This is a genomic window from Novosphingobium mangrovi, assembly GCF_022818885.1.
In the GTDB taxonomy this organism is placed as follows: Bacteria; Pseudomonadota; Alphaproteobacteria; order Sphingomonadales; family Sphingomonadaceae; genus Novosphingobium; species Novosphingobium mangrovi.
The window spans coordinates 99,829-126,785 of sequence record NZ_JALHAT010000012.1 but is presented as its reverse complement, the minus strand read 5'-3'; the positions used below and the strand labels follow the sequence as shown (position 1 = coordinate 126,785).

The window sequence follows — 26,957 nt, the reverse complement described above, 5'->3', positions numbered from 1 at the left end:
AGAATGGCCATGGCCACGTCCGACCGTATCCGCGCGCTTGTCACCGACAATGAAATCGTCGTCTTCATGAAGGGCGTGCCCGCCGCCCCGCAATGCGGCTTTTCCGCAGGCGTGGTGAAGGTGCTGGAGGCTATCGGGCGGCCCTATGTCGGGATCAACGTGCTCGACGATCCATTCCTGCGCGAAGGCATCAAGGAGTATTCCGACTGGCCCACGCTGCCCCAGGTCTACGTGCGCGGCGAGTTCATCGGCGGCTGCGACATCGTGCGCGACATGTACGCGGCAGGTGAGCTTCAGGCGCTCCTCGCCGGGCAAAGCGCATGAGCATGGCCTCCGCGACGGGAGCGGCCGGAGCCGCTGTCGTTCCCTTCGTCCCGCCGGGCGGACGCCGCCTGCGCGCGAGCGAGCGCAACATGCTGGAAGGCATCGTGACCGCCATCGTCCACGGCGCGGTGAGCGCGGAAGTAGGCCTGCTCGTCAACGAGCGGATCGTGATCGACGCGCTGGTGCCCAACTCCACCGTGGCCGCGCTGGGGCTGAAACCGGGAGGGCGCGCGGTTGCGCTCATCAAGCCCAGCTTCATCACCCTGATCGACGATGTCCCGGGTCTCGCACTTTCGGCGCGCAACCTCATCGGGGGCACTGTCGTCAACGTGCTGACAGGGCCGGTCGAGGCCGAATGCGTGCTCGACATCGGCGAGGGGCGCGAGCTGACGGTGCTGGTGACCAGCCACAGCGCGCGGGCGCTGGAACTGGAGCCCGGGCGCCAGATCCTCGCCAGCTTCAAGGCCTCGCACATCATCGTCTGCGCGCTCGACGGGTAACGTTCCCGGATAGGCCAGGGCACCTGTGATAGGTATGCCCCATTGCAATCGGTGACAGGGCGCCTACATTCCTTCTTGCAAGTTTATCGCAATAAGGAAGCCCCGCCATGGCCAAGCCCCAGCCGCGCACGCTGACCGTCCTCGCCCGCCAGCAGGTCTCGCCCTCGATGATCCGCCTGACACTGGGCGGCGAAGGGCTCGCCGACTTCCCGCAAGGTCAGGAAGGGGGCTATGTGAAGCTGATGTTCCCTCCTGCGGAAGGGAAGGCCAAGCCGACCTTGCGCACCTACACCATCCGCGCCCAGCGTGAGGGCGAGATTGATGTCGATTTCGCGCTCCATGGCGTGGAGAACGGCGTCTCGGGCCCAGCGACCAACTGGGCGGTCAGCACCGAGATCGGCTCGACCATCGAGGTCGGCGGTCCGGGGGCGGCCAAGCCCCTGCCCGAAGGCTTCGACTTCTACCTCATCGCCGGAGACATGACCGCGATTCCCGCCATTTGCGTGAACCTCGAAGCCCTGGATCGCGACGCGAAGGGCTATGCGGTGATCGAGATCCAGCAGGAGGATGACCGCGTGGAGATCGACGCGCCCGAAGGCGTGGAGATCCGCTGGGTCGTGAACCCCGAACCCGGCCAGCAGCCCCAGTGGCTGGTTGAAGCGCTGCGCGCCTACGGCTGGCCCGAAGGCCGGGTCTACGCCTGGGCGGCGAGCGAGTTTTCCGCCATGCGCCTCATGCGGACCTACCTGCGCGAGGAAAAGGCGCTGACGCCCGCCGAACTCTACATCTCCAGCTACTGGAAGCAGGGCCTCGACGAGGAAAGCCACAAGGTGGTCAAGCGCGAGGACGCCGAGGCGACGGCAGCCTGAGGCAGAAGGAAGCATCTTTTCAAGGGGCCATCGCCCCTTGACCCCATAATGGGCGACCTCACCAGTCTCAGCCAGGGCAGCTGGCGCAAGGTGGGCTCGACAGTCCGGGGAGCCCGAGGGCGATGGCCCTCGGAAAACCCTTTTTTCTTATAATCCCCCCAACTGCACCAGCGCCGCGCCGCCTGCGCGCCCGAGGATCGTGTCGACCTTCTGGCGCACCGCCTCCATGCGCAGCGGCTTGATGAGCGCGCCGTGGGCGCCCGCTTTCAATGCGGCGATGCCCAGTTCCTCTTCCTCCGGGCTGGCGACGATGAGGACGCGCGCGGCCGGGTAGCGCGCGGCGATCTCGGTCAGTACCTCCAGCCCGTGCGCGCGCAGGATTGAAAGACCCAGGATCAGCACGTCGGGCAGCAGCCAGTCCTGCCCCTTGGCATAGGCTTCCTCCAGGCTCGCCAGTTCGTGGGTCTCGATCTCGTCGTGCAGCATGAACTGCAAGGCGGCGCGGGTGATTTCGTCCTCGTCGACAACGAAAATGCGGCGCTGGTCGACGGCCTTGGCGGTTTCGACACCGATCTGCATGGGGCTTCTCCTGTGGATGGGAACTCATCGCTCCCCCACGCAAGAAGCGTTCCATCCCAATCGGCCGCGCAAATGCGCGGCTCTGCCGCTGGCCGGGCCGGGCGAACGTGTGTCCTTTGCGACATGCAATGGCCCATTGTTCGCTTTGCCACATGCCCGTGCGGGCCCCGACATTTCCGCCAAGTTCCCGATTGAACGCGATTTTAGGCAGGCGCGCTGCGTTTGGCACGCCCCGTGCAGAGAGGTCGGCACAGCGGGCAGATCCTGCTGGCCCGCCGCAACGAGAGAGGACGCGTCGGGGAGAGAACCGGTCCGGGCCGACCCCCTGTCCGATCCGGAGCACACGGCTTTAACAGCTTAGGAGCCAAGCAATGTCACTTCGTCAAATCGCCTTCTACGGCAAGGGCGGCATCGGCAAGTCCACCACCTCGCAGAACACCCTTGCCGCGCTCGCCGACCTTGGCCAGCGCATCCTCATCGTCGGCTGCGATCCCAAGGCCGACTCCACCCGCCTGATGCTGCACGCCAAGGCGCAGGATACCATCCTGTCGCTCGCGGCCGAGGCCGGCTCGGTCGAGGACCTCGAACTCGAGGACGTCATGAAGATCGGCTACAAGGACATCCGCTGCGTGGAATCCGGCGGTCCTGAGCCGGGCGTCGGCTGTGCGGGCCGCGGCGTCATCACCTCGATCAACTTCCTCGAAGAGAACGGCGCCTACGAGGACATCGACTATGTCTCGTACGACGTGCTCGGCGACGTGGTCTGCGGCGGCTTCGCCATGCCGATCCGCGAGAACAAGGCCCAGGAAATCTACATCGTCATGTCGGGCGAGATGATGGCCATGTACGCGGCCAACAACATCTCGAAGGGAATCCTCAAGTACGCCAACTCGGGCGGCGTGCGCCTGGGCGGGCTCATCTGCAACGAGCGCCAGACCGACAAGGAGCTGGAGCTGGCCGAGAACCTGGCCGCCAAGCTGGGCACCTCGCTCATCCACTTCGTGCCGCGCGACAACATCGTGCAGCATGCCGAACTGCGCCGCATGACCGTGATCGAGTACGCGCCCGAATCCAACCAGGCCGCGGAATACCGCAACCTCGCGCAGAAGATTCACAACAACTCGGGCAACGGCATCATCCCCACCCCCATCACCATGGACGAGCTTGAGGACATGCTGATGGAGCACGGGATCATGAAGGCGGTCGATGAATCGCAGGTGGGTCTCACCGCCGCGGACCTCGCCGTCTGACCTGAGCCTTCGCGTCAGTCCCCCGAACGTCCGGTCCCCCTGTGCGCCTCTCGTTGGCATGCGAAGCGCAGGAGGGCCGGACAACCGGTCCCAGTTCGATCTGAGCAAGGACGGATCAACCAGGAGTGCATCCAAATGAGCGTCTCAACCCCTACCGACATCGCAGAAGTCAAGGAACGCAACCGGGCGTTGATCCAGGAAGTCCTTGAAGTCTATCCGGCGAAAGCCGCCAAGCGCCGCGCCAAGCACCTCAACGTCTCCGAGGAGGGCAAGAGTGACTGCGGCGTCAAATCCAACATCAAGTCGATCCCCGGTGTCATGACCATCCGCGGCTGCGCTTACGCAGGCTCCAAGGGCGTGGTCTGGGGGCCGATCAAGGACATGATCCACATCAGCCACGGGCCGGTGGGCTGCGGCCAGTATTCCTGGGCCGCGCGCCGCAACTACTACATCGGCACCACCGGCATCGACACGTTCGTGACCATGCAGTTCACCTCCGACTTCCAGGAGAAGGACATCGTCTTTGGCGGCGACAAGAAGCTCGCCAAGATCATGGACGAGATCGAGATGCTGTTCCCGCTGAACAAGGGCATCACGGTCCAGTCCGAATGCCCGATCGGCCTTATCGGCGATGATATCGAGGCGGTCTCCAAGTCCAAGAGCAAGGAATACGGCGGCAAGACCATCGTGCCGGTGCGCTGCGAGGGCTTTCGCGGGGTCTCGCAGTCGCTCGGCCACCACATCGCCAACGACGCCGTGCGCGACTGGGTCTTCGACAAGGTGGGCGACAAGGAACCGACCTTCGAGCCTTCGCCCTATGACGTCGCGATCATCGGCGACTACAACATCGGCGGCGATGCCTGGTCGAGCCGTATTCTGCTCGAAGAAATGGGCCTTCGCGTCATCGCGCAGTGGTCGGGTGACGGCTCGATCGCCGAGCTCGAGGCGACGCCCAAGGCCAAGCTCAACGTCCTCCACTGCTATCGCTCGATGAACTACATCTCGCGCCACATGGAAGAGAAGTACGGCATTCCCTGGGTGGAATACAACTTCTTCGGCCCCTCCAAGATCGAGGAATCGCTGCGCAAGATCGCCAGCTACTTCGACGAGTCCATCCAGGAAAACGCCGAGAAGGTGATCGCCAAGTACCGCGCGCTGACCGATGCGGTCATTGCCAAGTACAAGCCGCGCCTCGAAGGCAAGACGGTCATGCTCTATGTCGGCGGCCTGCGTCCGCGCCACGTCATCGGCGCCTACGAGGACCTGGGCATGGAAGTGGTCGGCACCGGCTACGAATTCGGCCACAACGACGACTACCAGCGCACCGCCCAGCACTACGTCAAGGACGGCACGCTGATCTACGACGATGTCACCGGCTACGAGTTCGAGAAGTTCGTCGACAAGATCCAGCCCGACCTCGTCGGCTCGGGTATCAAGGAAAAGTACGTCTTCCAGAAGATGGGCGTGCCCTTCCGCCAGATGCACAGCTGGGACTACTCGGGCCCCTACCACGGCTACGACGGCTTCGCGATCTTCGCACGCGACATGGACATGGCGATCAACTCGCCGGTCTGGTCGATGGCCCCCACGCCCTGGAAGGCGGGCGAGAGCGACACCATGGCCATCGCGGCGGAATAACCGCGGCTTTTTCCAACCCCATCCAGTTCAAGGGAGGCACCCATGCCCCAGGACGCAGACCAGGTAAAAGACCACTTCGAGCTGTTCCGCGGTGACGAATACAAGGACATGCTCGCCAAGAAGCGGTCCGAGTTCGAGAACCCCCATCCCGACGCCGAGATCGAGCGCGTCAAGGAATGGGCCAAGACCGAGGAATACAAGGACCTCAACTTCTCGCGCGAGGCGCTGACGATCAACCCGGCCAAGGCCTGCCAGCCCTTGGGTGCGGTCTTCGCCGCGGTCGGTTTTGAATCGACGCTGCCCTTCGTGCACGGCTCGCAAGGGTGTGTGGCCTACTACCGCTCGCACTTCTCGCGCCACTTCAAGGAGCCGACTTCGTGCGTCTCCTCCTCGATGACCGAGGATGCGGCGGTCTTCGGCGGGCTCACCAACATGGTCGATGGGCTTGCCAACGCCTACAACATGTACAAGCCCAAGATGATCGCGGTTTCGACCACCTGCATGGCCGAAGTGATCGGCGATGACCTCAACGCCTTCATCAAGACGGCGAAGGAAAAGGAATCGCTCCCCGAGGAATTCGACGTTCCCTTCGCGCACACCCCGGCCTTCGTCGGCAGCCACATCACCGGCTACGACAACGCCATGAAGGGCATCCTGGAGCACTTCTGGGACGGCAAGGCCAAGACCGCGCCCAAGCTGGAGCGTGTCCCCAACGGCTCGATCAATTTCCTCAATGGGTTCGATGGCTACGCGGTCGGAAACCTGCGCGAGGTGAAGCGCATCTTCGACATGATGCAGGTCGAGTACACGATCCTGGGCGACCAGTCGGACGTGTGGGATACGCCGACGGATGGCACCTTCCGCATGTACGATGGCGGCACCACGCTGGAAGATGCAGCCAATGCCATCCACGCCAAGGGCACGATCTCGATGCAGGAATACTGCACCGAAAAGACGCTGCCCTTCATCGCCGCGCACGGGCAGGAAACCGCCGCCTTCAACCACCCCATCGGCATCGAGGCGACCGACAGCTTCGTGATGGAAGTGGCGCGCATGGCGGGCGTCGAGATCCCTGACGAACTGGCGAAGGAACGCGGCCGCCTGGTCGATGCCATCGCCGATTCCAACGCCCACATCCACGGCAAGAAGTTCGCGATCTACGGCGATCCCGACCTTGCCTATGGGCTTGCCAAGTTCGTGATGGAGCTGGGCGGTGAGCCGGTGGTCGTGCTCTCGACCAATGGGGGCAAGGCCTGGGCGGCCAAGATGCAGGAGCTGTTCGACAGCTCGCCCTTCGGGGCCAACTGCAAGGCCTATCCGGGCAAGGACCTGTGGCACATGCGCTCGCTCCTCTTCACCGAGGCGCCCGATTTCCTGATCGGCAACACCTACGGCAAGTACCTGGAGCGCGACACCGGGGTGCCGCTGATCCGCATCGGCTTCCCGATCTTCGATCGCCACCACAAGCACCGCTATCCGGTGTGGGGCTACCAGGGCGGTCTCAATGTCCTCGTCACGATCCTCGACCGGATCTTCGAGCACATGGACGCGACCACCAACGTGCCCAGCAAGACGGACTACAGCTACGACATCATTCGCTGAGGTCCCTTGGTCTCCCCGCCGCTGCGCCATGTCGCGGGGAGACCCCTTTTTCCCCATCCCCCACCCGCCGGAGTGCCTGCCATGACCAGCCTGAACCAGACGATCCAGGACGTGTTCAACGAGCCGGCCTGCGGGAAGAACCAGGCCAAGTCGGACAAGGAGCGCAAGAAGGGCTGCACCAAGCAACTCCAGCCCGGCGGCGCGGCGGGTGGGTGTGCGTTCGATGGCGCCAAGATCGCGCTCCAGCCGATCACCGATGTCGCCCATCTGGTTCACGGGCCCATCGCCTGCGAGGGCAATTCCTGGGACAACCGCGGCGCGGCGTCCTCGGGCTCCACGCTCTACCGCACCGGCTTCACCACCGACATGACCGAGAACGACATCGTCTTTGGCGGTGAGAAGCATCTCTTCAAGGCGATCCGCGAGATTGTCGAGAAGTACGCCCCGCCCGCCGTCTTCGTCTACGAGACCTGCGTGCCCGCGATGATCGGCGATGACATCGACACGGTGTGCGCGAAGGCCGCCGAGAAGTTCGGCACGCCCTGCATCCCCATTCACTCGCCCGGCTTCGTGGGCCCCAAGAACCTGGGCAACAAGCTGGCGGGTGAGGCGATGCTCAAGCACGTCATCGGCACGAAGGAGCCCGAATACACCACGCCCTACGACATCAACGTGATCGGCGAATACAACCTCTCGGGCGAACTGTGGCAGATCAAGCCGCTGCTGGATGAACTGGGCATCCGCATCCTCTCGTGCATCTCGGGCGACGCGCGCTACGAGGAAGTGGCCTGGTCGCACCGCGCGAAGGCCGCGATGATGGTCTGCTCGAAAGCCATGATCAACGTCGCGAGGAAGATGGAGGAGCGCTATGGCATCCCCTTCTTCGAAGGCTCGTTCTACGGCATCGAGGACATGTCGGACACACTGCGCGAGATGGCGCGGCTGCTGATCCAGCAAGGCGCCGATGGCGAACTGATGGCGCGCACAGAGGCCGTCATCGCGCGCGAGGAAGCGCGCGCCTGGGCCGCCATTGAACCCTACCGTCCGCGCCTTTCGGGCAAGAAGGTGCTGCTGGTCACAGGCGGCGTGAAAAGCTGGTCGGTCGTCGCCGCACTGCAGGAGGCCGGGCTTCGCATCGTGGGCACGTCGGTCAAGAAGTCCACGCGCGAGGACAAGGACAAGATCAAGAAGCTGATGGGCGATGAAGCCCACATGTTCGACAACCTCGCCCCGCGCGAGATGTACCGCAAGCTGAAGGAGGCCGAGGCCGACATCATGCTCTCGGGCGGGCGCTCGCAGTTCATCGCGCTCAAGGCCTCGATGCCCTGGATGGACATCAACCAGGAGCGCCACGTCGCCTTTGCCGGCTACCACGGCATGGTCGCGATGGTGGCCGAGATCGACCGCACGCTGGCCAACCCCGTCTGGCAGGAGGTGCGCCGCCCCGCCCCCTGGGACGAGGTCGAGGCGCCCCAACACGCCGGACGGGAGGCCGCATAGCCATGGCCCAGCTCGTCAAGTCGAAGAAGGCCTGCACGGTCAACCCGCTCAAGATGAGCCAGCCCATCGGCGGCGCGCTCGCCTTCATGGGGATGCGCGGCGCGATGCCGCTGCTCCACGGCTCGCAAGGCTGCACCAGCTTTGGCCTGGTCCTCTTCGTGCGCCACTTTCGCGAGGCGATCCCCTTGCAGACCACCGCCATGTCCGAGGTGGCGACGGTCCTGGGCGGTTTCGAGAACGTTGAACAGGCCGTGCTCAATATCGTCGAGAAAACGAAGCCTGAACTCATCGGCATCTGTTCGACCGGGGTTACCGAAGTGAAGGGCGATGACCTCAAGGGCTTCGTGCAACAGATCCGCGCCCGCCATCCCGAACTGGACGGTGTCGAGATCGTCCAGTGCGCGACACCGGACTTTGCAGGGGCGTTCCAGGACGGCTGGGCCAAGGCGGTGACCGCGATGATCGAGGAGATGGTGGCCGCGCCCGCGCCCGCGATCCGCGATCCGCGCCGCATCAACGTGCTGCCGGGCTGCCACGTGACACCGGGCGACATTGACGAGTTGCGCGCGCTGCTTGAGGACTTCGGCCTCGTCCCGACCTTCCTGCCCGACCTGTCGGGCTCGCTCGACGGGCACATCCCCGAGGACTTCACGCCCACGACATTGGGTGGCACCGGCCCCGAAGAAGTGCGCGCAATGGCACTGGCGGGTTGGACCCTCGCCATCGGCGAGCAGATGCGCGGCGCGGCCGAGGCGCTGGAGGCGCGCGCGGGGGTGCCGTTCCGCCTGTTTGAACGCCTCACCGGACTTGCGCCGTGCGATGAGCTGATGGCCTTCCTTTCGCAGATCTCGGGCAAGCCCGTGCCGGTGCGCTACCGCCGCCAGCGCGGCCAGCTGGTCGATGCCATGCTCGATGCGCACTTCCACATCGGCGGACGCAAACTGGCCATCGGGGCCGAACCGGACCTGCTCTTTGCACTCGTTTCGGCGCTGGGCGAAGTGGGCGGGGAGGTCGCCTGCGCGGTTACCACCACCACCTCGCCGATCCTCGCGCAGCTCCCGTGCGAGGAAGTCCTGCTGGGGGATCTGGAAGACCTGGAAGCCGGGGCGACCGGCGCCGATATCCTCATCACCCACAGCCACGGCCGGCAGGCGGCCGCGCGCCTGCATATCCCCCACTTTCGCATCGGTATTCCCATGTTCGACACGCTGGGCGCCGCGCACCTTGTGAGCGTGGGCTACCGCGGCACACGCGACCTGCTCTTCGCTCTCGGCAACATGCTGATGCACCACCACCAGAGCCACGCACCTGGTCCCGAGGACTGGCGCGATGCCTGGTCCGAACCCCACGCTACTTCCCATCAAACCGCACAGGAGCTCGTGCCATGAAAGTCGCCTTCGCCACGCAGGACCTTGTGCGCATCGACGCGCACTTCGGCTGGGCCCGCAACATCGCGATCTACGACCTGACACCCGAAGGCTGGTCGCTCGACCGGGTCGAGGAATTCTCCGGCGAGCTCAACGAGGACGGCAACGAGGACAAGCTTGAACCCAAGCTCAAGGCGCTCGAAGGCGTCGCGATCCTGGTCGTGGCCGCCATCGGCGGATCGGGCGCGGCGCGGGTTGTGGCGCAGAACATCCACCCGATGAAGGTGGCCGAGCCCGAGCCGATCGAGGGCATGCTCGCCAAGCTGCAGGATGTCTTGAAGGGCACGCCTCCGCCCTGGCTGCGCAAGGTCATGGCGAAGACGGGCGAACGCGTCGCCGACCTGGAAGACGATTTCGAGGAAGAGGAGGCCTGAGCGATGCCCGAAGACCTGATCGATGCTCCCGCAATTGACGGTTTTGCCGCCGCCCTGGTGCGCCAGGTGCGCGCGCAGGACACCCATGGCCACTGGGAGAAGAAGGCGGATGCCGAACTGCTCGCGCCCTACATCCTCGACAAGGACGCGCGCCGCGCGATCCCGATCATCGGCGATCCCGATCCCGATACGCTCTGGCGCCTCGAACTCTACTACGGCGCGCTGTGCCTCGAGATCGAGCGGCGCACCCGCCGCATGGTTCAGCCGATGATGAAGATGAGCCACGAGGGCTTTGGCCGGATGGTGCTGATCGCCGGACGTCTGGTCGTCGTGAACAAGTCGCTGCGCGACGTCCACCGCTTCGGCTTCGACAGCCTGGAAAAGCTCAACGCCGAGGCGGAAAAGCTGATCGTGCAGGCGAGCGACATGATCGGGAAGTTCCCCGAAGTCGCGGACTACTGAAAAGGAGTGCAGGGCCCATGTCCGATCTCGAAGCGATGAAGGCCGAGGTGAAGAAGCTCTCGGCGCGCGCGATGCAGGCCAAGATGGACCTGCACGACCTCTCCGAAGAGCTGCCCGTGGGGCTGGAGAACGTCATGGCGACGGCGACCCGCGTGTGCGAGAGCTACGCCGCGCTCGCCGCCAAGAAGGCCGAGATGAAGGCGCTGGAGAGCGCCTCGTGAGTGCCGCGGCCCTGACCCGCGGTGGACGCGCGTGGGTGCCCGAGTACCTGCTCTCGATCGACCCCGACCTGTGCATCGGTTGCGGGCGCTGTTTCAAGGTCTGCGGGCGCAACGTGATGACGCTGAAGGGCGTCAACGAGGACGGCGATGTGGTCGAACTCGACGAGGACGATGACGACGACGAGATCGAGAAGCGCGTCATGGCGATGAACGATGAAGACGCGTGCATCGGCTGCGGCGCCTGCGCGCGCGTATGCCCGACCAATTGCCAGACCCACGCCAAGGCGGCCTGAGAGCACGCTGGCGTCACACCGCCCGGGAGAGGGTGCCGACAATAGGAGCAGGACCAGATAACCAGACGAGAAGGAGACACAGACGATGGGACGTGGCGAAGAGATCTATGCTGAACTGCTCTGGCAGGGCGCACGCTCGGACGTGCCGCCGGTGGACGTGCACCTGGCCGCCTCGATCCTGGCCTTGTCCTTCTTCGAGGCGGAACGCGAGGGTCTGGCGCTGGCCGAGGCGACCGGGCTCGACGGTGAAGAACTGGCCGAGCTGTGCCGCATCGCCTTTCCCCACGTGACGCTGCCCGAGGCGGGAACCCCGGTCGTGGCGAAGGAGGAGCAGGCGCTGCGCGACATCCTCTGGATGAACTGCGGCGAGGCTTCGGTCTTCGAACTGCTCCTCACGCGCCTTGTCGCGCGGCGCTGCCAGCGACCCAACCACCTCTGGCAGGACCTGGGTTTTGCCAGCCGGGACGAACTCTCGATGCTGATGCAGCTCCACTTTCCGCGCCTTGCCATGAAGAACGCGAACGACATGAAGTGGAAGAAGTTCTTCTACCGCATGATGTGCTCGTCCGAAGGCTTCCGGCTCTGCTCGGTGCCGGTCTGCACCGAGTGCGACGACTTCGACGCCTGCTTCGGGCCCGAGGACGGCGAGGCGCTGCTGGCGCGCATCGCCAACGGCAAGATTGCGCCCCAGCAGATGGGGCACGCATGAGCGGGTGCGATATCGGACCCGCCGTGGCCCGGGGGGAGAGCGCGGAGATCGCGATCGATGCCATGGTCCGCCGCTTCTATGCGCTGTGCAACGAGGATGACCGGCTGGGCCCGATGTTCGCCGCGATGATCCCCGACTTTCCCGAGCACTATGGCTTCGTGCGCGATTTCTGGTCGCACGCGCTGCTGGGCACCGACCGCTACCAGCGCGGCACGCCCTATAGCCATCACCTCAAGCTGAGGGTCGAGGAAGAGGACTTCACGCGCTGGATGGCCGCTTTCGGTCAGGCGGTGGAGGAGTGCCTTCCTAAGGAACTGGCAGGGGCGGCGATGCAGCGCGCCGCGCACATGACGCAGAGTTTCAAGATGGGCATGCTGCCGCTTCCCAAGCCCGTCGCCCGGCCGGCAGGTGCCGCATGAGCGGGGAGACGCAGACGATGACCCTTCCGCCTTTCGCGATCTGCGCGGTCTCCGATATTCCCAACCGCCGCGCGGTGCCGTTCGTGCTGGCCCGGCGCGAGGAGGACGGGCGGGTCGGGCCCTGGCCGATCTTCGTCCTGCGCTGGGGGCGCAACGTGCGCGCCTTTGAAAACCGTTGCCCGCACCAGAACACCAACCTGGACTGGGAAGAGGGCGAATTCCTCGACGGTGAGGGGACGCGCATCCAGTGCGGCAAGCACGGCGCGCTGTTTGATCTGGGCTCGGGCGAATGCGTGGCGGGGCCCTGCCTTGGCGAGCGGCTCACCGCCATCGAGGTGGAGATCGATGCGGACGAGGACATCTGCCTGCGCGCACCGGGCCTTGTCGAGGACGACGATTTCGACAGCGGCGAGGGCCTCGAATAGCGCCGCTTGCCGCGCCTTACAGCGTCATCGGCCGCGCCAGCATCCAGGGCGCGGTCGCAAAGGTGCCGGTCAGCCACTGCGGCAGGTCGAGCACGGTCGCGGCCTGCGCATTCGTGTTGGTGGGGCGCTTTTGCGTGCCCAGCAGCGGCAGTACGGTCTTGAGGACCTTGGTGACGTCGATCCCCATGCCCATCGGGAAGTTCGGGTTGGTCGAATGCCAGGCGCCTGGGACCAGGTAGTCGGCCTTGATGTCGGGGCGCGAATTGAGCGCGCCGAAGCTGTCAAACTGGCCCATCACGTCAAAGACCTTGCCGATGAACTCGCGTGGCATGCCCACCTTGGCGCTGATCGTGACGATCTGCGTGCGCTTGGCGACAGGCCCCAGTTTCTCCTGCTTGCGCAGCGCGTAGAGCGCTTCGGAAAGGACGAGATTGCCCTTGGAGTGCCCGACCAGCAGCGGGATTTTGCAATGCGGGCTTTCCAGAAGCGCGATCAGCGTCGCGGTGTCCTTGGACAGCCTGAGGAAGCTGTCCGCCTCGATCGAGGTGAGCGAGGGCGAACGGTCCGAGAGCGTGCGCGCCGCACGGTCGAGCCCTTCAAAGGCGTGGCGCATCGAATTGAGCGCGCCGAACCAGAAGAAGCCGCCCAGCGCCTCGGTCAGGGCATCGGAGAGGCCGTAGCCCGACACGACTGCCGCCACCGAACCGCCCAGCGCTTCGGCAATGTCGCGCGCGAAGGCGGCCGAGCCAATGGCGGAACTGCCCACACCCGCAACAGCAAGCGCCCTGGCTTCGCCGCCACCCGCATCAAGGAAGGCCTGAAGCTCGCTGAAGACCTGCACCTCGCCCTTGCCCGCAGGCGGTACGAGGAGCAGCGCGCCCTCGGGCGCATCCCAGGCTGCGAGCCTGGCGACGTCCTCGCTCTCCAGCCCCTCGATGTCGTAGAACAGCGCGTCGAGCGCGGCGTTGCGCCATTCCAGCCCCAGAAGCGAGGCGGTCATGGGCGCGCGCAGCGCCTTGGCGGGCGCGCTTTGCAGTTCGGCCTGCTCGGCCGTCACGAGATGGGACACCGTGGATGCCATCGCCTCTCTCCCTTGCGATTCGCCTGCGCAGGCTACCACGACCGGGGCCGGATGCGATAAGGGGGACACCGCATCCGGCCCGGGAGGCCCGCCCGATCGGGTGCGCGCGTCAGACGGGGCGGTTTTCGTTGCGGTTGCGCACCGGCTCCATCGCGGCGACCCCGTCCTCGTAGGAGATCGCGGGGTAGTCCATCTTCGTGGCCGCAAGCTGGGCGAGCACATATTCGAGCTTTTCGGGCCCGCTCATCTTCTTGACGTCGGTCTTCTCGACACCGGCCAGTTCCAGCACTTCCTTCCACACCGTCGATTCGTCGAGGGGCAGGACCTTGGCGGTGGCGCCGCCCGGCAGGGCCACGCTGTAGGTCTTCAGGAAGTCGATGTTGTTGACGAAGAAGACATAGGTGCCCTCGGGCACGAGATAGTCGGCCAGCACTTCGCCTGCATCCTTGAGCCACGCGAAGTTGTGGAGGTAGCCGGCCAGCACCGGGATCTTTGCGCTCGCCGCATCGCCAACCGCGAGCACCTGTTCGAGCGAATAGGCAGGCGGGCGGGCCTCGTCTGCAACCTGGTCCTGAAAGGCGAGGGCAATGTCCCCGCGAAACCCGAAGGTGCCCGGAGCAGGCATCGGTTCCTTGAGGACGGCGTTGTGGAGGCGGTGCTGCGCGGCAAGCGCGCCGAAGGGGGTATCGCTGATCACAGGGGCCGTAAGCGTCGACATGACTTCACTCCTTGAAAGGGGGCGCTCGCGTCATGCACGAAGCGGGCCGTTCGCCGTTTCGTGAGCGCGAAGGCGCGCGCCCGGCTGCCTTTGTGTGCAACGCAACACCGGCGCTGTCCGAAATGTGACGAAACCGACATGGACGGGCTTCTGAGCACGCGTGGGTGCGCGCGCCCTTCCTGCAATTGCGGGCTTTTGCGCAACTGGCACGCGCCTTGCTGATGGTCCTTCGCAACATCTGCGAGGAGAAGCCTTGTGATCGTTCTCACCGACAGTGCCCAGGACGCCGTGCGCAGCGCCATAGCCAAGGCCGACAGCGCGCCGGCCGGCCTCAGGATCCAGGTCGAGGCCGGGGGATGCGCGGGCTACAAGTACATGATGGGGCTCGTCGCCGAGCCCGAGGCCGACGACGCCGTGGTCGAGAAGGAGGACCTCAAGGTCTTCATCGACCCCGTCAGCCAGCCGCTCCTGGCAGGCACCACCATCGACTTCGTCGTGGCGCTCGAGGGATCGGGCTTCACCTTCGAAAATCCGAACGCATCGAACAATTGCTCGTGCGGCAAGTCATTCGGCTGAGGGAGACCGGCACATGTGGGAATATAGCGAGAAGGTCAAAGACTACTTCTTCAACCCCAAGAACAGCGGGGTTCTGGAGGACGCGGACGGCGTGGGCGATGTCGGCGCGATCAGCTGCGGGGACGCGCTGCGCCTGATGATCAAGGTCGAACCGGTCAGCCAGGTCATCACCGAGGCCAAGTTCCAGACCTTCGGCTGCGGCTCGGCGATTGCCAGCTCCTCGGCGCTGACCGAGCTCATCATCGGCAAGACCATCGAGCAGGCGATGCAGATCTCCAATCAGGACATCGCCGATTTCCTCGGCGGCTTGCCGCCCGAAAAGATGCACTGCTCGGTCATGGGCTACGAGGCGCTGCAGGCGGCCGTCGCCAATTACCGCGGCGAGGAATGGGTCGATGACCACGAGGAAGGCGCGCTCATCTGCAAGTGCTTCGGCGTCGATGAAGGCATGATCGAGCGCACGATCCGCGCCAACACCCTGACCGCGGTCGAGGAGATCACCAACTTCACCAAGGCGGGCGGCTCGTGCGCGACCTGCGCCGAAGGCATCGAGGCGGTGCTCGAACGCGTGAACGCGCAGATGGTCGAGGAAGGCATTCTTTCCGCGCAGGAGGCCTTCGTGCCCGGTGCCGTGCCGGTGCTCGCCAAGCCGAAGAAAGTCGTCGTCAAGCCGACGGAAAGCAAGGCGCCGCTGACGACGCTCCAGAAGATCAAACTGATCGAGGAAACCATCGAAGCGATCCGCCCCTCGCTCCAGCGCGATGGCGGGGACTGCGAACTGGTCGATGTCGAGGGCAACCGCGTCATCGTCAAGCTGACGGGTGCCTGCGTGGGCTGCCACCTCTCCGGAGCGACCATCGAAGGCGTGCAGGCACGGCTGGTCGAAGCCGTTGGCGTGCCGCTCCTCGTCATCCCCGCCGCCCCCGTTCACTGAGCCCACGAACCGACGCGAAGGAGCCCCCACCATGGCCAACGACCCGGTCTACCTCGACAACAACGCCACCACCCGCTGCGACCCGCGCGTGGTCGAGGCGATGATGCCCTACTTCTCGGAACAGTTCGGCAACGCCTCCTCGATGCACGCCTTCGGCTCGGAAGTGGGCGGGGCGCTCGCCAAGGCGCGAAAGCAGCTCCAGGAGCTTCTCGGCGCCGAGTTCGACCATGAGATCGTCTATACCTCGGGCGGGACCGAGGCGGACAACATGGCGATCCTTTCTGCGCTCGAGACCCAGAAGGGGCGCGATGAGGTCATCACCTCGGCGGTCGAACACCCGGCCGTCCTCAGCCTCGTCGCCCACCTTGAAAAGACCGGGCAGGCCAAGGTCCTCATCATCCCGGTCGACGCCAAGGGCCGCCTCGACATGGAAGCCTACCGCAAGGCGCTGGGCCCCCGCACTGCCATCGTCTCGATAATGTGGGCCAATAACGAGACGGGCACGATCTTCCCCGTCGCGAAGCTCGCCGAGATGGCCCACGAGGCGGGCGCGCTGTTCCACACCGATGCGGTGCAGGCGGTCGGCAAGATCCCGATGGATCTGAAATCGACCGAGATCGACATGCTCTCGCTCTCTGGCCACAAGCTGCACGGCCCCAAGGGCGTGGGCGCGCTCTACGTGCGCAAGGGCGTGCGGCTGCGTCCGCTCGTGCGCGGCGGCCACCAGGAGCGCGGCCGGCGTGCGGGCACCGAGAATGCGCCGGGCATCATCGGGCTTGGCCGGGCGGCTGAGCTTGCGGGCGAATACATGGCCGAGGAGCAGACCCGCGTCGCCGCGCTGCGCGACCGGCTGGAGGAGGGCCTGCTCGGCGCGATCAGCCATTCCTTTGCGACCGGCGATGTCGAAAACCGCCTGCCCAACACCGCCAATGTCGCCTTCGAGTACATCGAGGGCGAGGCGATCCTGCTCCTGATGAACCGGGAAGGCATCGCGGCAAGCTCGGGCTCGGCCTGCACGTCCGGCTCGCTCGAACCCAGCCACGTGCTGCGCGCGATGAACGTGCCCTACACCGCCGCCCACGGTGCGATCCGCTTTTCTTTCAGCCGCGAGAACACCGAGGCCGATGTCGAGCGCGTGCTGGAAGTGATGCCCCAGATCATCGCGCGCCTGCGCGAGATGAGCCCCTTCTGGCGCGAACGCGAGAAGGAAGGGGCCTTCAACCCGACTTACGCCTGATCCTGTCCATTCCCCCTTATTGGAGTTGACTGCCATGTCCGGTTTCCTGCCCAATTTCCCGCCTGTCGTCGTCAATGACAGCACCTTGCGCGATGGTGAGCAGTCTCCGGGCGTGGCCTTCAGCTTTGCCGAGAAGATGGCGATTGCCGCGGCTCTGGAAGCTGCGGGCGTCGACGAGATCGAGGCAGGCACTCCGGCCATGGGCATGGAGGATGAGGCCGCGATCCGCGCTATGGTGGAGCAGGCCAGGACAGCCCAGATCATCCCCTGGTGCCGCGCGACGCGCAGCGATGTGGACGCCGCCGCGCGCACCGGGGTGGAGCGCGTACACCTCTCGGTCCCTGTCTCGGACCGCCAGATCCGCGCCAAGTTCGGCACCGGCCGCGCCGATGTGCTGGCGCGCATCGAAGAAGTCGTGGGCTACGCGCTCGACCGGGGGCTTCGCGTCTCCATCGGCGGCGAGGACGCCAGCCGCGCCGATCTTGATTTCCTGAAGCGCGTGGTCGTCGCCATCGAGGAGGCGGGCGGGCACCGCTTTCGCTACGCCGACACGCTGGGCGTGCTCGATCCGTTCGGCACCCACGAGATCTTCCGCGAACTTGCGCGTGAGACCGACATCGAGCTCGAATTCCATGGCCACGATGACCTGGGCCTGGCCACGGCCAACACGCTGGCGGCCGTGCGGGGCGGCGCGACCCACGTTTCGGTCTGCGTGCTGGGGCTGGGCGAGCGGGCGGGCAACGCGCCGCTTGAAGAAGTGGTGACGGCGCTGGGCGAGACGCTCGGGCGCACCACGCGCATCGACTTTCTCCAGCTCGCGCGTCTTGCCGAAACGGTGGCGCTCGCCGCCGGACGCCCGATCCCGGAGAACAAGCCCATCGTCGGCTCGATGGTCTTTACCCATGAGAGCGGCATCCACGTCTCGGGCCTCCTGCGCGATGCGGAGACCTACGAGGCGCTCGACCCGGCGCGTTTCGGGCGCGAGCGGCGGATCATGCTGGGGCGCCATTCGGGGCGCGCGGCGATCACTTCCAGCCTGCGCTCGATTGGCCTTGAGGCCGACCAGGAGCGGCTGGGACGGATCCTGGCCGACGTGCGCGCCAGGGCACTCGACACCAAGAAGGGCGTCGAACTCGCTGATCTGGCGCTGATCTATTGCCGTACCGGCATGGCTGAAAGGGCGCTGTGATGCCCGTCGCCACGCCCTTCGACACGCTTGGCGCACCGCCTGTAGGGGCGCGGCCCTCGCTCCTTGTCCTCCTGCGCGAGGACGTGGGGTGCGTGGCCGCGCGCGATCCGGCGGCGAACGGGGCGCTGGAAGTCCTGCTGACCTATCCGGGCGTCCACGCGATCATCTGGCACCGGCTGGCCTACGCGCTGTGGCAGGTGGGCTTGCGCTTCCCGGCGCGTTTCCTGGGCTGGCTGGCGCGCCTCCTCACCAATGTCGACATCCACCCTGCCGCGAGCATCGGCCGCCGCTTCTTCATTGATCACGGCGCGGGCGTCGTCATCGGTGAGACCGCCGAAATTGGCGACGATGTCACGCTCTACCACGGCGTCACGCTGGGCGGCACGAGCTGGGCGCCGGGCAAGCGCCATCCCACGCTCGAAGACGGCGTGCTGGTGGGCTGCGGCGCCAAGATCCTGGGCCCGATCACCGTGGGCAAGGGCGCGCGTGTGGGGGCGAACAGCGTGGTCGTCGATCCCGTTCCGCCCGCCATGACAGTCGTCGGCATTCCCGGGCGCGTGGTGCGCGGGGCCACCGAGCGCCGCCGCGTCTCGGGCCGGATCGACCTTGACCATCATCTCATGCCCGATCCCGTGGGCGAGGCGGTGTCCGAGCTGCTCGACCGCATCGAGTTTCTGGAGGCGCGCCTTGCTCACAGGGACGCCCATAGAGAGGGGCGCGCTCCGGTCTGCCCCGATTTCGCTCTTCAGGAGGACAGCCATGAGCCTGCTTGACGAACTGCACCAGCTCTCCAGCGCGGAGGACTTCTTCGAACTGCTCGGCGTCGACTACGACCCGCAGGTGGTCCAGGTCGCGCGGCTCCACATCCTGCGCCGCATGGGCCAGTACCTGCGCGGCAGCGAGGTCGAGGGCGCGCTGGAAAGCGCCGACGATAGCGAGCTTTACGCGCTTTGCGGCGAACACCTCGCGCAGGCCTACGCGGACTTCGTGGCCTCCTCGCCGATCGCGGAGCGCCTGTTCAAGGTCCACAAGGACGCCGTCGCGCCCAAACCCGAACCCAACCGGCCCTTCGTGCCGCTCGATGCCCTGACAGGAGGCTGAGACAATGCATATCGTGGTGTGCATCAAGCAGGTGCCCGACAGCGCGCAGATCCGTGTCCACCCGGTCACGAACACGATCATGCGCCAGGGCGTGCCGACCATCATCAACCCCTACGATCTCTTCGCGCTGGAAGAGGCGCTGCGCCTGAAGGACCGCCTCGGCGCGACCGTCACGGCGCTGTGCATGGGCCCGCCCACGGCCTCGGAATCGCTGCGCAAGGCGCTGACCTTCGGGGCAGACCGCGCGGTGCTGCTGACCGACCGCTATTTCGCAGGTTCCGACACGCTGGCGACGAGCTACGCGCTCTCGATGGCGCTGACGAAGATTGGTGAAGAATTCGGCACGCCCGAGATCGTCTTCACCGGCAAGCAGACCATCGACGGGGACACCGCGCAGGTCGGGCCTGGCATCGCCAGTCGCTTGAAGCTCAACCAGCTGACCTACATCTCGAAGATCGTCGCGACCGACCTTGAGGCCGGCCGGATCACCGTGGAGCGCCGCGCCGAGACAGGCACGCAGGTGCTGGCAACGAAGCTGCCCGTGCTGATCACCATGCTCGAGGCGACCAACGAGATGCGGCGCGGCACGATTGCGCAGGCGCTGGAAGCCGCGCGTGCCGAAATCATCACCTGGAACGCGTCCGATGTCGGCATCGAGGACCTGACGAGGTGTGGCCTGCGTGGCTCGCCGACCATCGTGAAGAAGGTCTTTGCACCCACCGCGCGCTCGGAAGCCGCCGAGATGATCGAGGCCGAAGGCACCATGGACGCAAAGGCGCGCGCCGTCGTCGACGCGATCTTCGCAAGGGCACCGGGCGTCGAGGACGACCTCACCGCCCAGGCCCTCCACCACTACGTCTGAGAGAAGGAGCCGGACCGATGGCCGATGCAGCAAAGCCCGCTCCCGCCAAGGGAGGCCGTGCCAACACGAAGAAGGAACTGCCCGAACACTTCAAGGCGTACAAGCACGTCTGGGTGGCGGTCGAGATCGAGCACGGGGCCGTCCATTCGGTCTCTTTCGAGCTTCTGGGTGAAGGGCGCAAGCTCGCCGACAAGCGCGGCGTGGACCTCGCCGCGGTTCTCATGGGCGATGACCGCGAGGCGCTGGGCAAGGCGGCGCAGGACTGCTTCGAATACGGCGCGGACTGTGTCTACATCGCCTGCGATCCGGCCCTGAAGCATTACCGCAACGAAACCTCGACGCAGGTCCTGACCGACATCGTCAACACCTACCAGCCCGAGATCCTGCTGCTGGGCGCGACCAACCTTGGCCGTGATCTGGCGGGTTCGGTGGCGACCACGCTCAAGACCGGCCTCACTGCGGATTCGACCGAGCTTGCCATCGACGAGGACGGCTCGCTCGCCGCCACCCGGCCCACTTTCGGCGGCTCGCTCCTGTGCACGATCTTCACGCTCAACTTCCGCCCGCAGATGGCGACCGTGCGCCCGCGCGTCATGGCCATGCCCGAACGCGAGGAGGGCCGCACCGGACGCATCGTCGAGTTTGCGCCCAACATCGCCGAGGACGATGTCGTCACCAAGGTGCTCGACTTCATCGCCGATCGCGACAGCGACAAGGCCGCGCTGCCCTATGCCGACGTCGTCGTGGCTGGCGGCCTGGGCCTGGGCTCGGTCGAGAACTTCCAGTTGGTGAAGGACCTCGCCGCGGTGCTGGGCGCCGAATACGGCGGTTCGCGCCCGCTGGTGCAGAAGGGCTGGATCACCTCGGACCGCCAGATCGGCCAGACCGGCAAGACCATCCGGCCCCGGCTCTACATCGCGGCGGGGATTTCCGGGGCGATCCAGCACCGGGTCGGGGTGGAAGGCGCCGACCTGATCCTTGCCATCAACACCGACCCCAGGGCGCCGATCTTCGAGTTCGCGCATCTGGGTATCGTTGCCGACGCGGTCACGCTGCTGCCCGCATTGACCGAGGCCTTTGCGCGGCGCCTGCGCGTCACCCGGATGGCCAGCTGAGAAGGAGAGAGACCATGGCCGAGATGGAGGACACGTTCGATGCGATTGTCGTGGGAGCCGGGCCTTCGGGCAACGCGGCGGCCTATACCCTGGCGAAGGAGGGGCTGAGCGTCCTCCAGATCGAGCGCGGTGAGTACGCAGGCTCGAAGAACGTGCAGGGCGCGATCCTCTATTCCGACGCGCTCGAGAAGATCATCCCGGAATTTCGCGAGGAAGCCCCGCTGGAACGCCACGTGATCGAGCAGCGCATGTGGTCGATGGACGACACTTCGCACACCGGGATGCATTACCGTTCGGGCGACTTCAACGAGGAGAAGCCCAACCGCTACACGATCCTGCGCGCGCAGTTCGACAAGTGGTTCTCCGCCAAGGTCAAGGAGGCGGGCGCGCTGGTCCTGTGCGAGACGACCGTGACCGAACTGGTCAAGGACCTCACCGGCCGGGTGATCGGTGTGCGCACCGACCGCCAGGGCAACCCGATCTTCGCGCCCGTCGTGATCCTGGCCGAAGGGGTCAACGGCCTTGTCGGCCAGCGCTCCGGGCTGCGCCCCGAGATCGCGCCCGAAAGCGTCGCGCTGGCGGTCAAGGAAATGCACTTCCTGCCGCGCGAAACCATCGAGGCGCGCTTCAACCTGAAGGGCAACGAAGGCGTGGTGATCGAGGCCATGGGCACGATCACGCGCGGCATGACCGGCACCGGCTTCCTCTATACCAACGAGGAATCGATCTCGGTGGGCATCGGCTGCATCGTCTCCGACTTCGCCGAAGGGGAGGCAACACCGGCCGAACTGCTCGAAGCCTTCAAGGCGCACCCCTCGATCGCGCCGCTGCTCGAAGGCTCGGAAGTCAAGGAATACGCCGCCCACCTGATCCCGGAAGGGGGCTACAAGGCGATCCCGCAGCTCACCGGCGATGGCTGGATCGTGGTCGGCGATGCCGGGCAGTTCGTGAACGCGGTCCACCGCGAGGGCTCGAACCTGGCCATGACGACGGGGCGCATCGCGGCCGAGACCGTGGTCGCGCTCCACCGCAAGGGCGAGGCGATGGATGGCTATACCCTCAAGGAGTACGAGCGGCGCCTCGAAGCGACCTTCGTGATGAAGGATCTCAAGAAGTACAAGGGGATCCCCGGGCTGCTCGACGCCAACAAGACGACCTTCTTCGGCACCTATCCGCGCCTCTTCAGCCAGGCCATGCAGACCTGGTTCCGGGTCGACGGGGTCGACAAGAAGACCAAGGAAAAGGCCATCCTCAAGAGCTTTCGCGACAGCCGCAGCCTGCGCGGTCTGCTCGGCGATGCCTGGCGCGTGGCCCGCGCCTGGCGCTGAGGGGGCTCGCATTCCAACCAACCATGAAAGGAGACGCGCAATGACCGAAATCGCCACCGCTCCCAAGGTCGAGGAGAAGCTGTTTCAGAACCGCTACCTCGTCGATGCCGGAAAGCCCCATATCCGCGTGCGTGAGCACGAGACCCCCTCGGCCAGCCTTCTGGCGATGACCCGCCTGTGCCCGGCGGGATGCTATGCCGTGACCGAATCCGGCCAGGTCGAAGTGGCCGCCGATGGGTGTCTGGAATGCGGGACCTGCCGTATCGTCACGCGCAAGACGGGCGAAGTGGAGTGGAACTATCCGCGCGGCGGTTTCGGGGTGCTCTACAAGTTCGGATAAAGTCATGCAGAGGCATGATTTTGTCAGATTACTGTAAGGAAGTCCTGGGGGAGGGCGCTTATTCTCTTGTCGAATCGCTTGGGATTTGAGACGTTTGTCCAAATCAAGACACGTCGAACCACGAAGAGAAGCGGGCCCGACTCCGCAAGGGAGCTGTGCCGGAACCGGGAAATGGAGAGGAATGCGCTGACGGCAGAAAGGCTTCCGTCATGGGTACGCATGCATCGACAGTCGCCCCCGCTACGGCCGGTTACTCCGTGAGCAGCTACAGCCGCGGCCCCAGCCACACGCGCGCGGATATCGCGCTGCGCGGCGTCTACGAGATTTCCAAGGTCCTCGCCGTGCCGGGACGGCTGGAGGCGACGCTCACCAACGTGCTGACGCTGCTTTCCAGCTTCCTCGACATGCGCCACGGCCTCGTCACCCTGCTCGACGAGGAGGGCGCGCCCACCAGCGTCGTGGGGATCGGCTGGAGCGAGGAGCGCGCGCACTTGTGGATGGGCCGTCAGCCCGAACGTGCGGTCGCCCAGATCTACGACACCGGGATGCCGGTGGTGGTCCACAACATGGAGCGCAGCGCGCTGTTTCCCGACTGGTCCTTCGATGGGCCGCTCCCGCCCGGCGCGCGGGTCTCCTTCATCGGGGTGCCGATCAAGGATCGCCTGAAAGTGGTGGGCACGCTCACCATCGAACAGATCTGGGACGAGACGACGACCTACCACGCGGCGGATGAGGACGTGCGTTTCCTGACCATGGTCGCAAACCTGATCGGTCAGACGGTGCGGCTGCTCAAGCTCGTCCAGCGTGACCGCGAGCGGCTGATGGATCAGCACCGTCTGCTCGAGAAGGGGCTCGAGGGCGGTTCTGCCCGCCGCGCACGCAGCGCCGAGGCCAAAGACGAAGACGCGGGCGAGCAGGGGGACATCGTCGGCTCCAGCCCGGCGCTGCGCGAGGCGCTGCAGCGCATCCGCCGTGTCGCGCGCAGCCACTCGGCGGTGCTGCTGCGCGGGGAATCGGGGACGGGCAAGGAGCTGTTTGCCCGCGCGACCCATGATTTCAGCCCGCGCGCGAAGAAGCCCTTCATCAAGCTCAACTGCGCCGCGCTTCCCGAATCCGTCCTGGAGTCCGAACTTTTCGGGCACGAGAAGGGCGCCTTCACCGGCGCGGTCGCCCAGCGCAAGGGTCGCTTTGAACTGGCCGATGGCGGCACGCTCTTTCTCGACGAGATCGGCGACACCTCGCAGGCCTTCCAGGTCAAGCTCCTGCGTGTGCTGCAGGAAGGTGAGTTCGAGCGGGTGGGCGGCACGCAGACGATCAAGGTCGACGTGCGGCTCGTCTGCGCGACCAACCGCAACCTGGAGGAAGCGGTCGCCAAGGGCGAGTTCCGGGCCGATCTCTACTACCGCATCAATGTCGTCTCGGTGCGCCTGCCCGCGCTGCGCGACCGGCGCGAGGACATCCCCCAGCTTGCGCGCGAATTCCTGCGCCGCTTCGACCAGGAGCACCACACCGAGCACGAGCTGAGCCCCTCCGCGCTCGACGTTCTGGAAAGCTGCTACTTCCCCGGCAACGTGCGCGAGTTGGAGAATTGTATCCGGCGCACCGCCACGCTCTCGCTCGATGACCGGATCGACGCGCGCGACTTTGCCTGCCGCAACGACGAGTGCCTTTCCGCGATGCTCTGGAAAACGGCGGTTTCCGATCCCTTTCCCATCGTCCAGCCGGGCCTGCGCGAGGAACAGGGGGGCGTGGCAGCAGAGCGCGGAGGCGAGGCCCCGGCCATTCCCCTTCCCCGGCGCGAACCGGACCGCGACATGCCGCTCGACAACGTCAAGGTGAGCCGGGCTGAGCTGCTGGATGCCCTGGAAGGGGCGGGCTGGGTTCAGGCCAAGGCGGCGCGGCTGCTGGGACTGACCCCGCGCCAGATCGGCTATGCCATCCGCAAGTACGACATAGAGGTGCGCAAGTTCTGATAATGCCACGGTTTTCCGGGATTTCCACCGGTTTTGTTGGACAGGTATACATTGGGTTAACCCTTGCCGGATTATCGGGGCGAGGATGGTGAACTCAGGCTCCGAATCGCGTGCTGTGCTCGAGCGACGTGCCGATGCCGCGATCATCGCGGCGGTGGGGTATTTCGTGCTCGCCACGATCGCCATCCAGCTGACCAGCAATGGCTACGACATCGCCACGATCTGGCCCGCCGATGCCATCATCCTGGTCCTCCTCCTGCGGGAACCGCGCGCCAACTGGGGGTGGGTCCTGGCGGCCGGATGGGCCGCAAACCTGGCGGCGAATACTGTCGCACGCGGCTGGTCTCCCGTTCTCGTCACCTACGGCGTGATCAACATGGGGCAGACCTTGCTCGCGGCCTGGCTGGTGCTGCGCCACACGCCGAGGTCCGAGATCTTTGCCTCGAACCGGGCGATCTGGCGCTTCGTCCTCTACGCTGGCGGGGTGGCGGTGCTGATCGCCGCGCTCATCGGATCGGCGGTGACGGCCCTGGCCTTTGGCGCGCCGTTCCTGGTCTCGGTGGGCAACTGGTATTTCAGCAACGCGCTGGGCCTGCTGGTCCTGACACCATTCCTGTGTGCGCTGTTCGATGGCAGCTATGTGCGCTGGCTGCGCTTTGCCAACCGGCGCGAGATGTGGAGCGCGCTCGGCGGCTACGGGCTGCTGCTTCTGACCACCGCCGCCGTCTTTGCCCAGTCCTTCGTGCCGCTCCTGTTCCTGCCGATGTGCCTGGTGACCTACCTGTCGTTCCGGCTTGGCCGCCTTGGCACCAAGCTGGGCGTCATGCTGGTGGCCTTCACGGGGCTTGCGGCGACACTTGTGGGCCAGGGGCCGGTTGCGGGCATGCCCGTATCTGCGCAGCTTCAGACGCTGTTCTTTCAGCTCTACCTGGGCGCGCTGCTCCTGACCTGCCTTCCGGTCGCCTCGCTGGTGACGTCGCGGCGGCATATGGCGATCCGTCTGGCCGAACGCGAGGAAGCCTTGCGCCAGGTGCTGGAGAGCGCGGCCACCGCGTGCCTGGGCTTTGACAGTTCGGGCCAGTGCAAATGGGCGACGGGCCCCGTCCAGGCACTTCTGGGAATTTCGGCCGAGGAGATGATCGGGCGGTCCTGCGAGACGGTCTCGCTTCAGGTCCACGATCTCATGGAAGAGCTGGGCACTGCCTGTGGCAGTCAGGATTTCGGGCCGCAGGGCGCGACCCGGCTGATCGAGTTCTCCCCGATGCGCCGTCCCGCGCTCGTCCTGGAGGGGACCATCGGCCTTCTGCGCCAGGGCCGCGCGCACTCGGGCTGGGTGGTGACCTTGCGCGATGTGACCGAGCGCCGGGCGCTTGACCTGGCGCTGATCGGCCGTTCCGAGACCGACCGTCTGACAGGCGTCTGCGCGCGCGAAAGCTTCCTTGTCCACCTCGACCGGGCGATGGAGGACGTGGGGCGCCCGATTTCGCTGGCGCTCGTCGATCTCGACAGTTTTCACACGATCAACGACGAACATGGCCTGGTCGTGGGCGATGCCGCGCTTGTCGAAGTGGCGCGGCGTATCAAGCGCAACGCGCGCGACACCGATGTCGTCGCGCGCCTCGGGGCCGACCAGTTCGCCTTGCTGCTGCGCTGCGACATCCTGACCGCGCGCAGTATCTGTGAGCGTATTGCCGAGGCCGTGCGGCAAAGCCCGGTCTGCCAGGCAGGCGATGTGGCTGTCCTGTCCTCGGTGAGCTGCGGGGTGGTGCAGCTGCGTTCGGGCATGACGCCCGAGGATGCGCAAGGGATCGCCGACACTGCCCTTCAGGAGATGAAGCAGTCCGGGCGCAACGGGGTGCGGGTCGCGGCCTGACGGGTAGGACCTGCGGGTGCCGGCAGGCGGCTGAGGGC

The 26,957-nt window shown here is 65.8% G+C and carries 30 protein-coding genes; 27 read left to right on the top strand and 3 right to left on the bottom strand.

Going from position 1 to position 26,957, the window contains the following annotated elements; translation table 11 throughout:
* Positions 1-3 precede the first annotated feature (3 nt).
* The 3 genes from grxD to MTR65_RS09255 all read left to right on the top strand — a co-directional run bounded on the left by grxD (position 4) and on the right by MTR65_RS09255 (position 1,693).
* Positions 4-324, top strand: coding sequence for a Grx4 family monothiol glutaredoxin (gene grxD / locus MTR65_RS09265; protein ID WP_419145039.1), 321 nt, complete (start codon positions 4-6; stop codon positions 322-324).
* Entirely contained in the window at positions 321-824 is a 504-nt protein-coding gene (locus MTR65_RS09260) for a TOBE domain-containing protein (protein ID WP_243799402.1), read from the top strand. The genes grxD and MTR65_RS09260 overlap by 4 nt, the downstream gene beginning before the upstream one ends.
* Positions 825-931: 107 nt before the next feature.
* Entirely contained in the window at positions 932-1,693 is a 762-nt protein-coding gene (locus MTR65_RS09255; RefSeq protein ID WP_243799400.1) for a siderophore-interacting protein, read from the top strand.
* Between the two features lie 147 nt (positions 1,694-1,840).
* On the opposite strand, the gene MTR65_RS09250 is transcribed toward MTR65_RS09255, so the two are convergent.
* Positions 1,841-2,272: a response regulator gene (locus MTR65_RS09250; RefSeq protein ID WP_243799397.1), complete on the bottom strand. Its 432-nt coding sequence runs from the start codon at positions 2,270-2,272 to the stop codon at positions 1,841-1,843.
* Between the two features lie 371 nt (positions 2,273-2,643).
* Between MTR65_RS09250 and nifH the strand changes: the two genes are divergently transcribed.
* The 12 genes from nifH (at position 2,644) to MTR65_RS09190 (ending at position 12,592) form a co-directional block, all read left to right on the top strand.
* Positions 2,644-3,522 (top strand): nitrogenase iron protein, encoded by an 879-nt coding sequence (nifH, locus tag MTR65_RS09245; protein ID WP_226634593.1) that lies wholly within the window; start codon positions 2,644-2,646, stop codon positions 3,520-3,522.
* A gap of 135 nt (positions 3,523-3,657) precedes the next feature.
* Positions 3,658-5,160 carry a nitrogenase molybdenum-iron protein alpha chain gene (nifD, locus tag MTR65_RS09240; RefSeq protein ID WP_243799395.1) on the top strand — a complete coding sequence of 501 codons (1,503 nt, stop codon included), beginning with the start codon at positions 3,658-3,660 and terminating at the stop codon, positions 5,158-5,160.
* A gap of 42 nt (positions 5,161-5,202) precedes the next feature.
* Positions 5,203-6,762 carry a nitrogenase molybdenum-iron protein subunit beta gene (nifK, locus tag MTR65_RS09235; RefSeq protein ID WP_243799393.1) on the top strand — a complete coding sequence of 520 codons (1,560 nt, stop codon included), beginning with the start codon at positions 5,203-5,205 and terminating at the stop codon, positions 6,760-6,762.
* A gap of 81 nt (positions 6,763-6,843) precedes the next feature.
* Positions 6,844-8,262, top strand: coding sequence for a nitrogenase iron-molybdenum cofactor biosynthesis protein NifE (gene nifE / locus MTR65_RS09230; protein WP_243799391.1), 1,419 nt, complete (start codon positions 6,844-6,846; stop codon positions 8,260-8,262).
* Positions 8,263-8,264: 2 nt separating this feature from the next.
* Positions 8,265-9,650 (top strand): nitrogenase iron-molybdenum cofactor biosynthesis protein NifN, encoded by a 1,386-nt coding sequence (gene nifN, locus MTR65_RS09225; RefSeq protein ID WP_243799389.1) that lies wholly within the window; start codon positions 8,265-8,267, stop codon positions 9,648-9,650.
* Entirely contained in the window at positions 9,647-10,063 is a 417-nt protein-coding gene (nifX, locus tag MTR65_RS09220; RefSeq protein WP_243799387.1) for a nitrogen fixation protein NifX, read from the top strand. The genes nifN and nifX overlap by 4 nt, the downstream gene beginning before the upstream one ends.
* Positions 10,064-10,066: 3 nt before the next feature.
* Positions 10,067-10,525 (top strand): NifX-associated nitrogen fixation protein, encoded by a 459-nt coding sequence (locus MTR65_RS09215; RefSeq protein ID WP_243799385.1) that lies wholly within the window; start codon positions 10,067-10,069, stop codon positions 10,523-10,525.
* Between the two features lie 17 nt (positions 10,526-10,542).
* On the top strand, positions 10,543-10,746 hold the full coding sequence (locus tag MTR65_RS09210; RefSeq protein WP_226634574.1) for a CCE_0567 family metalloprotein: 204 nt from the start codon (positions 10,543-10,545) through the stop codon (positions 10,744-10,746).
* Positions 10,743-11,039: a ferredoxin III, nif-specific gene (fdxB, locus tag MTR65_RS09205; protein WP_243799382.1), complete on the top strand. Its 297-nt coding sequence runs from the start codon at positions 10,743-10,745 to the stop codon at positions 11,037-11,039. The genes MTR65_RS09210 and fdxB overlap by 4 nt, the downstream gene beginning before the upstream one ends.
* A gap of 85 nt (positions 11,040-11,124) precedes the next feature.
* A complete protein-coding gene (locus MTR65_RS09200; RefSeq protein ID WP_243799380.1) occupies positions 11,125-11,748 on the top strand; it encodes a nitrogen fixation protein NifQ in 624 nt (207 codons plus the stop codon).
* Positions 11,745-12,167 carry a group III truncated hemoglobin gene (locus MTR65_RS09195; protein WP_243799378.1) on the top strand — a complete coding sequence of 141 codons (423 nt, stop codon included), beginning with the start codon at positions 11,745-11,747 and terminating at the stop codon, positions 12,165-12,167. The genes MTR65_RS09200 and MTR65_RS09195 overlap by 4 nt, the downstream gene beginning before the upstream one ends.
* A 17-nt stretch (positions 12,168-12,184) precedes the next feature.
* Positions 12,185-12,592 (top strand): Rieske (2Fe-2S) protein, encoded by a 408-nt coding sequence (locus tag MTR65_RS09190; RefSeq protein WP_243799375.1) that lies wholly within the window; start codon positions 12,185-12,187, stop codon positions 12,590-12,592.
* A gap of 16 nt (positions 12,593-12,608) precedes the next feature.
* On the opposite strand, the gene MTR65_RS09185 is transcribed toward MTR65_RS09190, so the two are convergent.
* Both MTR65_RS09185 and MTR65_RS09180 read right to left on the bottom strand, forming a co-directional pair.
* A complete protein-coding gene (locus tag MTR65_RS09185) occupies positions 12,609-13,673 on the bottom strand; it encodes a hypothetical protein (protein ID WP_243799372.1) in 1,065 nt (354 codons plus the stop codon).
* Positions 13,674-13,782: 109 nt separating this feature from the next.
* Positions 13,783-14,391 carry a hypothetical protein gene (locus MTR65_RS09180; RefSeq protein ID WP_243799369.1) on the bottom strand — a complete coding sequence of 203 codons (609 nt, stop codon included), beginning with the start codon at positions 14,389-14,391 and terminating at the stop codon, positions 13,783-13,785.
* A 255-nt stretch (positions 14,392-14,646) separates the two neighbouring features.
* Between MTR65_RS09180 and MTR65_RS09175 the strand changes: the two genes are divergently transcribed.
* The 12 genes from MTR65_RS09175 to MTR65_RS09120 all read left to right on the top strand — a co-directional run bounded on the left by MTR65_RS09175 (position 14,647) and on the right by MTR65_RS09120 (position 26,919).
* On the top strand, positions 14,647-14,967 hold the full coding sequence (locus MTR65_RS09175; protein WP_243799367.1) for a HesB/IscA family protein: 321 nt from the start codon (positions 14,647-14,649) through the stop codon (positions 14,965-14,967).
* A gap of 13 nt (positions 14,968-14,980) precedes the next feature.
* Positions 14,981-15,901: a Fe-S cluster assembly protein NifU gene (gene nifU / locus MTR65_RS09170; protein ID WP_243799365.1), complete on the top strand. Its 921-nt coding sequence runs from the start codon at positions 14,981-14,983 to the stop codon at positions 15,899-15,901.
* Between the two features lie 31 nt (positions 15,902-15,932).
* Positions 15,933-17,138 (top strand): cysteine desulfurase NifS, encoded by a 1,206-nt coding sequence (nifS, locus tag MTR65_RS09165; protein ID WP_243799362.1) that lies wholly within the window; start codon positions 15,933-15,935, stop codon positions 17,136-17,138.
* Positions 17,139-17,172: 34 nt separating this feature from the next.
* A complete protein-coding gene (nifV, locus tag MTR65_RS09160; protein ID WP_243799360.1) occupies positions 17,173-18,327 on the top strand; it encodes a homocitrate synthase in 1,155 nt (384 codons plus the stop codon).
* Positions 18,327-19,100: a serine O-acetyltransferase gene (gene cysE / locus MTR65_RS09155; protein ID WP_243799358.1), complete on the top strand. Its 774-nt coding sequence runs from the start codon at positions 18,327-18,329 to the stop codon at positions 19,098-19,100. The genes nifV and cysE overlap by 1 nt, the downstream gene beginning before the upstream one ends.
* A complete protein-coding gene (gene nifW, locus MTR65_RS09150) occupies positions 19,087-19,428 on the top strand; it encodes a nitrogenase stabilizing/protective protein NifW (RefSeq protein WP_243799356.1) in 342 nt (113 codons plus the stop codon). The genes cysE and nifW overlap by 14 nt, the downstream gene beginning before the upstream one ends.
* 4 nt (positions 19,429-19,432) lie before the next feature.
* A complete protein-coding gene (locus MTR65_RS09145) occupies positions 19,433-20,290 on the top strand; it encodes an electron transfer flavoprotein subunit beta/FixA family protein (RefSeq protein WP_243799354.1) in 858 nt (285 codons plus the stop codon).
* A gap of 17 nt (positions 20,291-20,307) precedes the next feature.
* Positions 20,308-21,405, top strand: a complete 1,098-nt coding sequence (locus MTR65_RS09140) for an electron transfer flavoprotein subunit alpha/FixB family protein (protein WP_243799352.1) — start codon at positions 20,308-20,310, stop codon at positions 21,403-21,405.
* Positions 21,406-21,419: 14 nt separating this feature from the next.
* Positions 21,420-22,733 carry an FAD-dependent oxidoreductase gene (locus MTR65_RS09135; protein ID WP_084592051.1) on the top strand — a complete coding sequence of 438 codons (1,314 nt, stop codon included), beginning with the start codon at positions 21,420-21,422 and terminating at the stop codon, positions 22,731-22,733.
* Between the two features lie 40 nt (positions 22,734-22,773).
* Entirely contained in the window at positions 22,774-23,073 is a 300-nt protein-coding gene (locus tag MTR65_RS09130) for a ferredoxin family protein (protein ID WP_243799350.1), read from the top strand.
* A 209-nt stretch (positions 23,074-23,282) separates the two neighbouring features.
* Positions 23,283-25,046, top strand: a complete 1,764-nt coding sequence (nifA, locus tag MTR65_RS09125) for a nif-specific transcriptional activator NifA (protein ID WP_243799348.1) — start codon at positions 23,283-23,285, stop codon at positions 25,044-25,046.
* Positions 25,047-25,161: 115 nt separating this feature from the next.
* On the top strand, positions 25,162-26,919 hold the full coding sequence (locus tag MTR65_RS09120) for a sensor domain-containing diguanylate cyclase (RefSeq protein WP_243799346.1): 1,758 nt from the start codon (positions 25,162-25,164) through the stop codon (positions 26,917-26,919).
* The last annotated feature ends 38 nt before the right edge of the window (positions 26,920-26,957 follow it).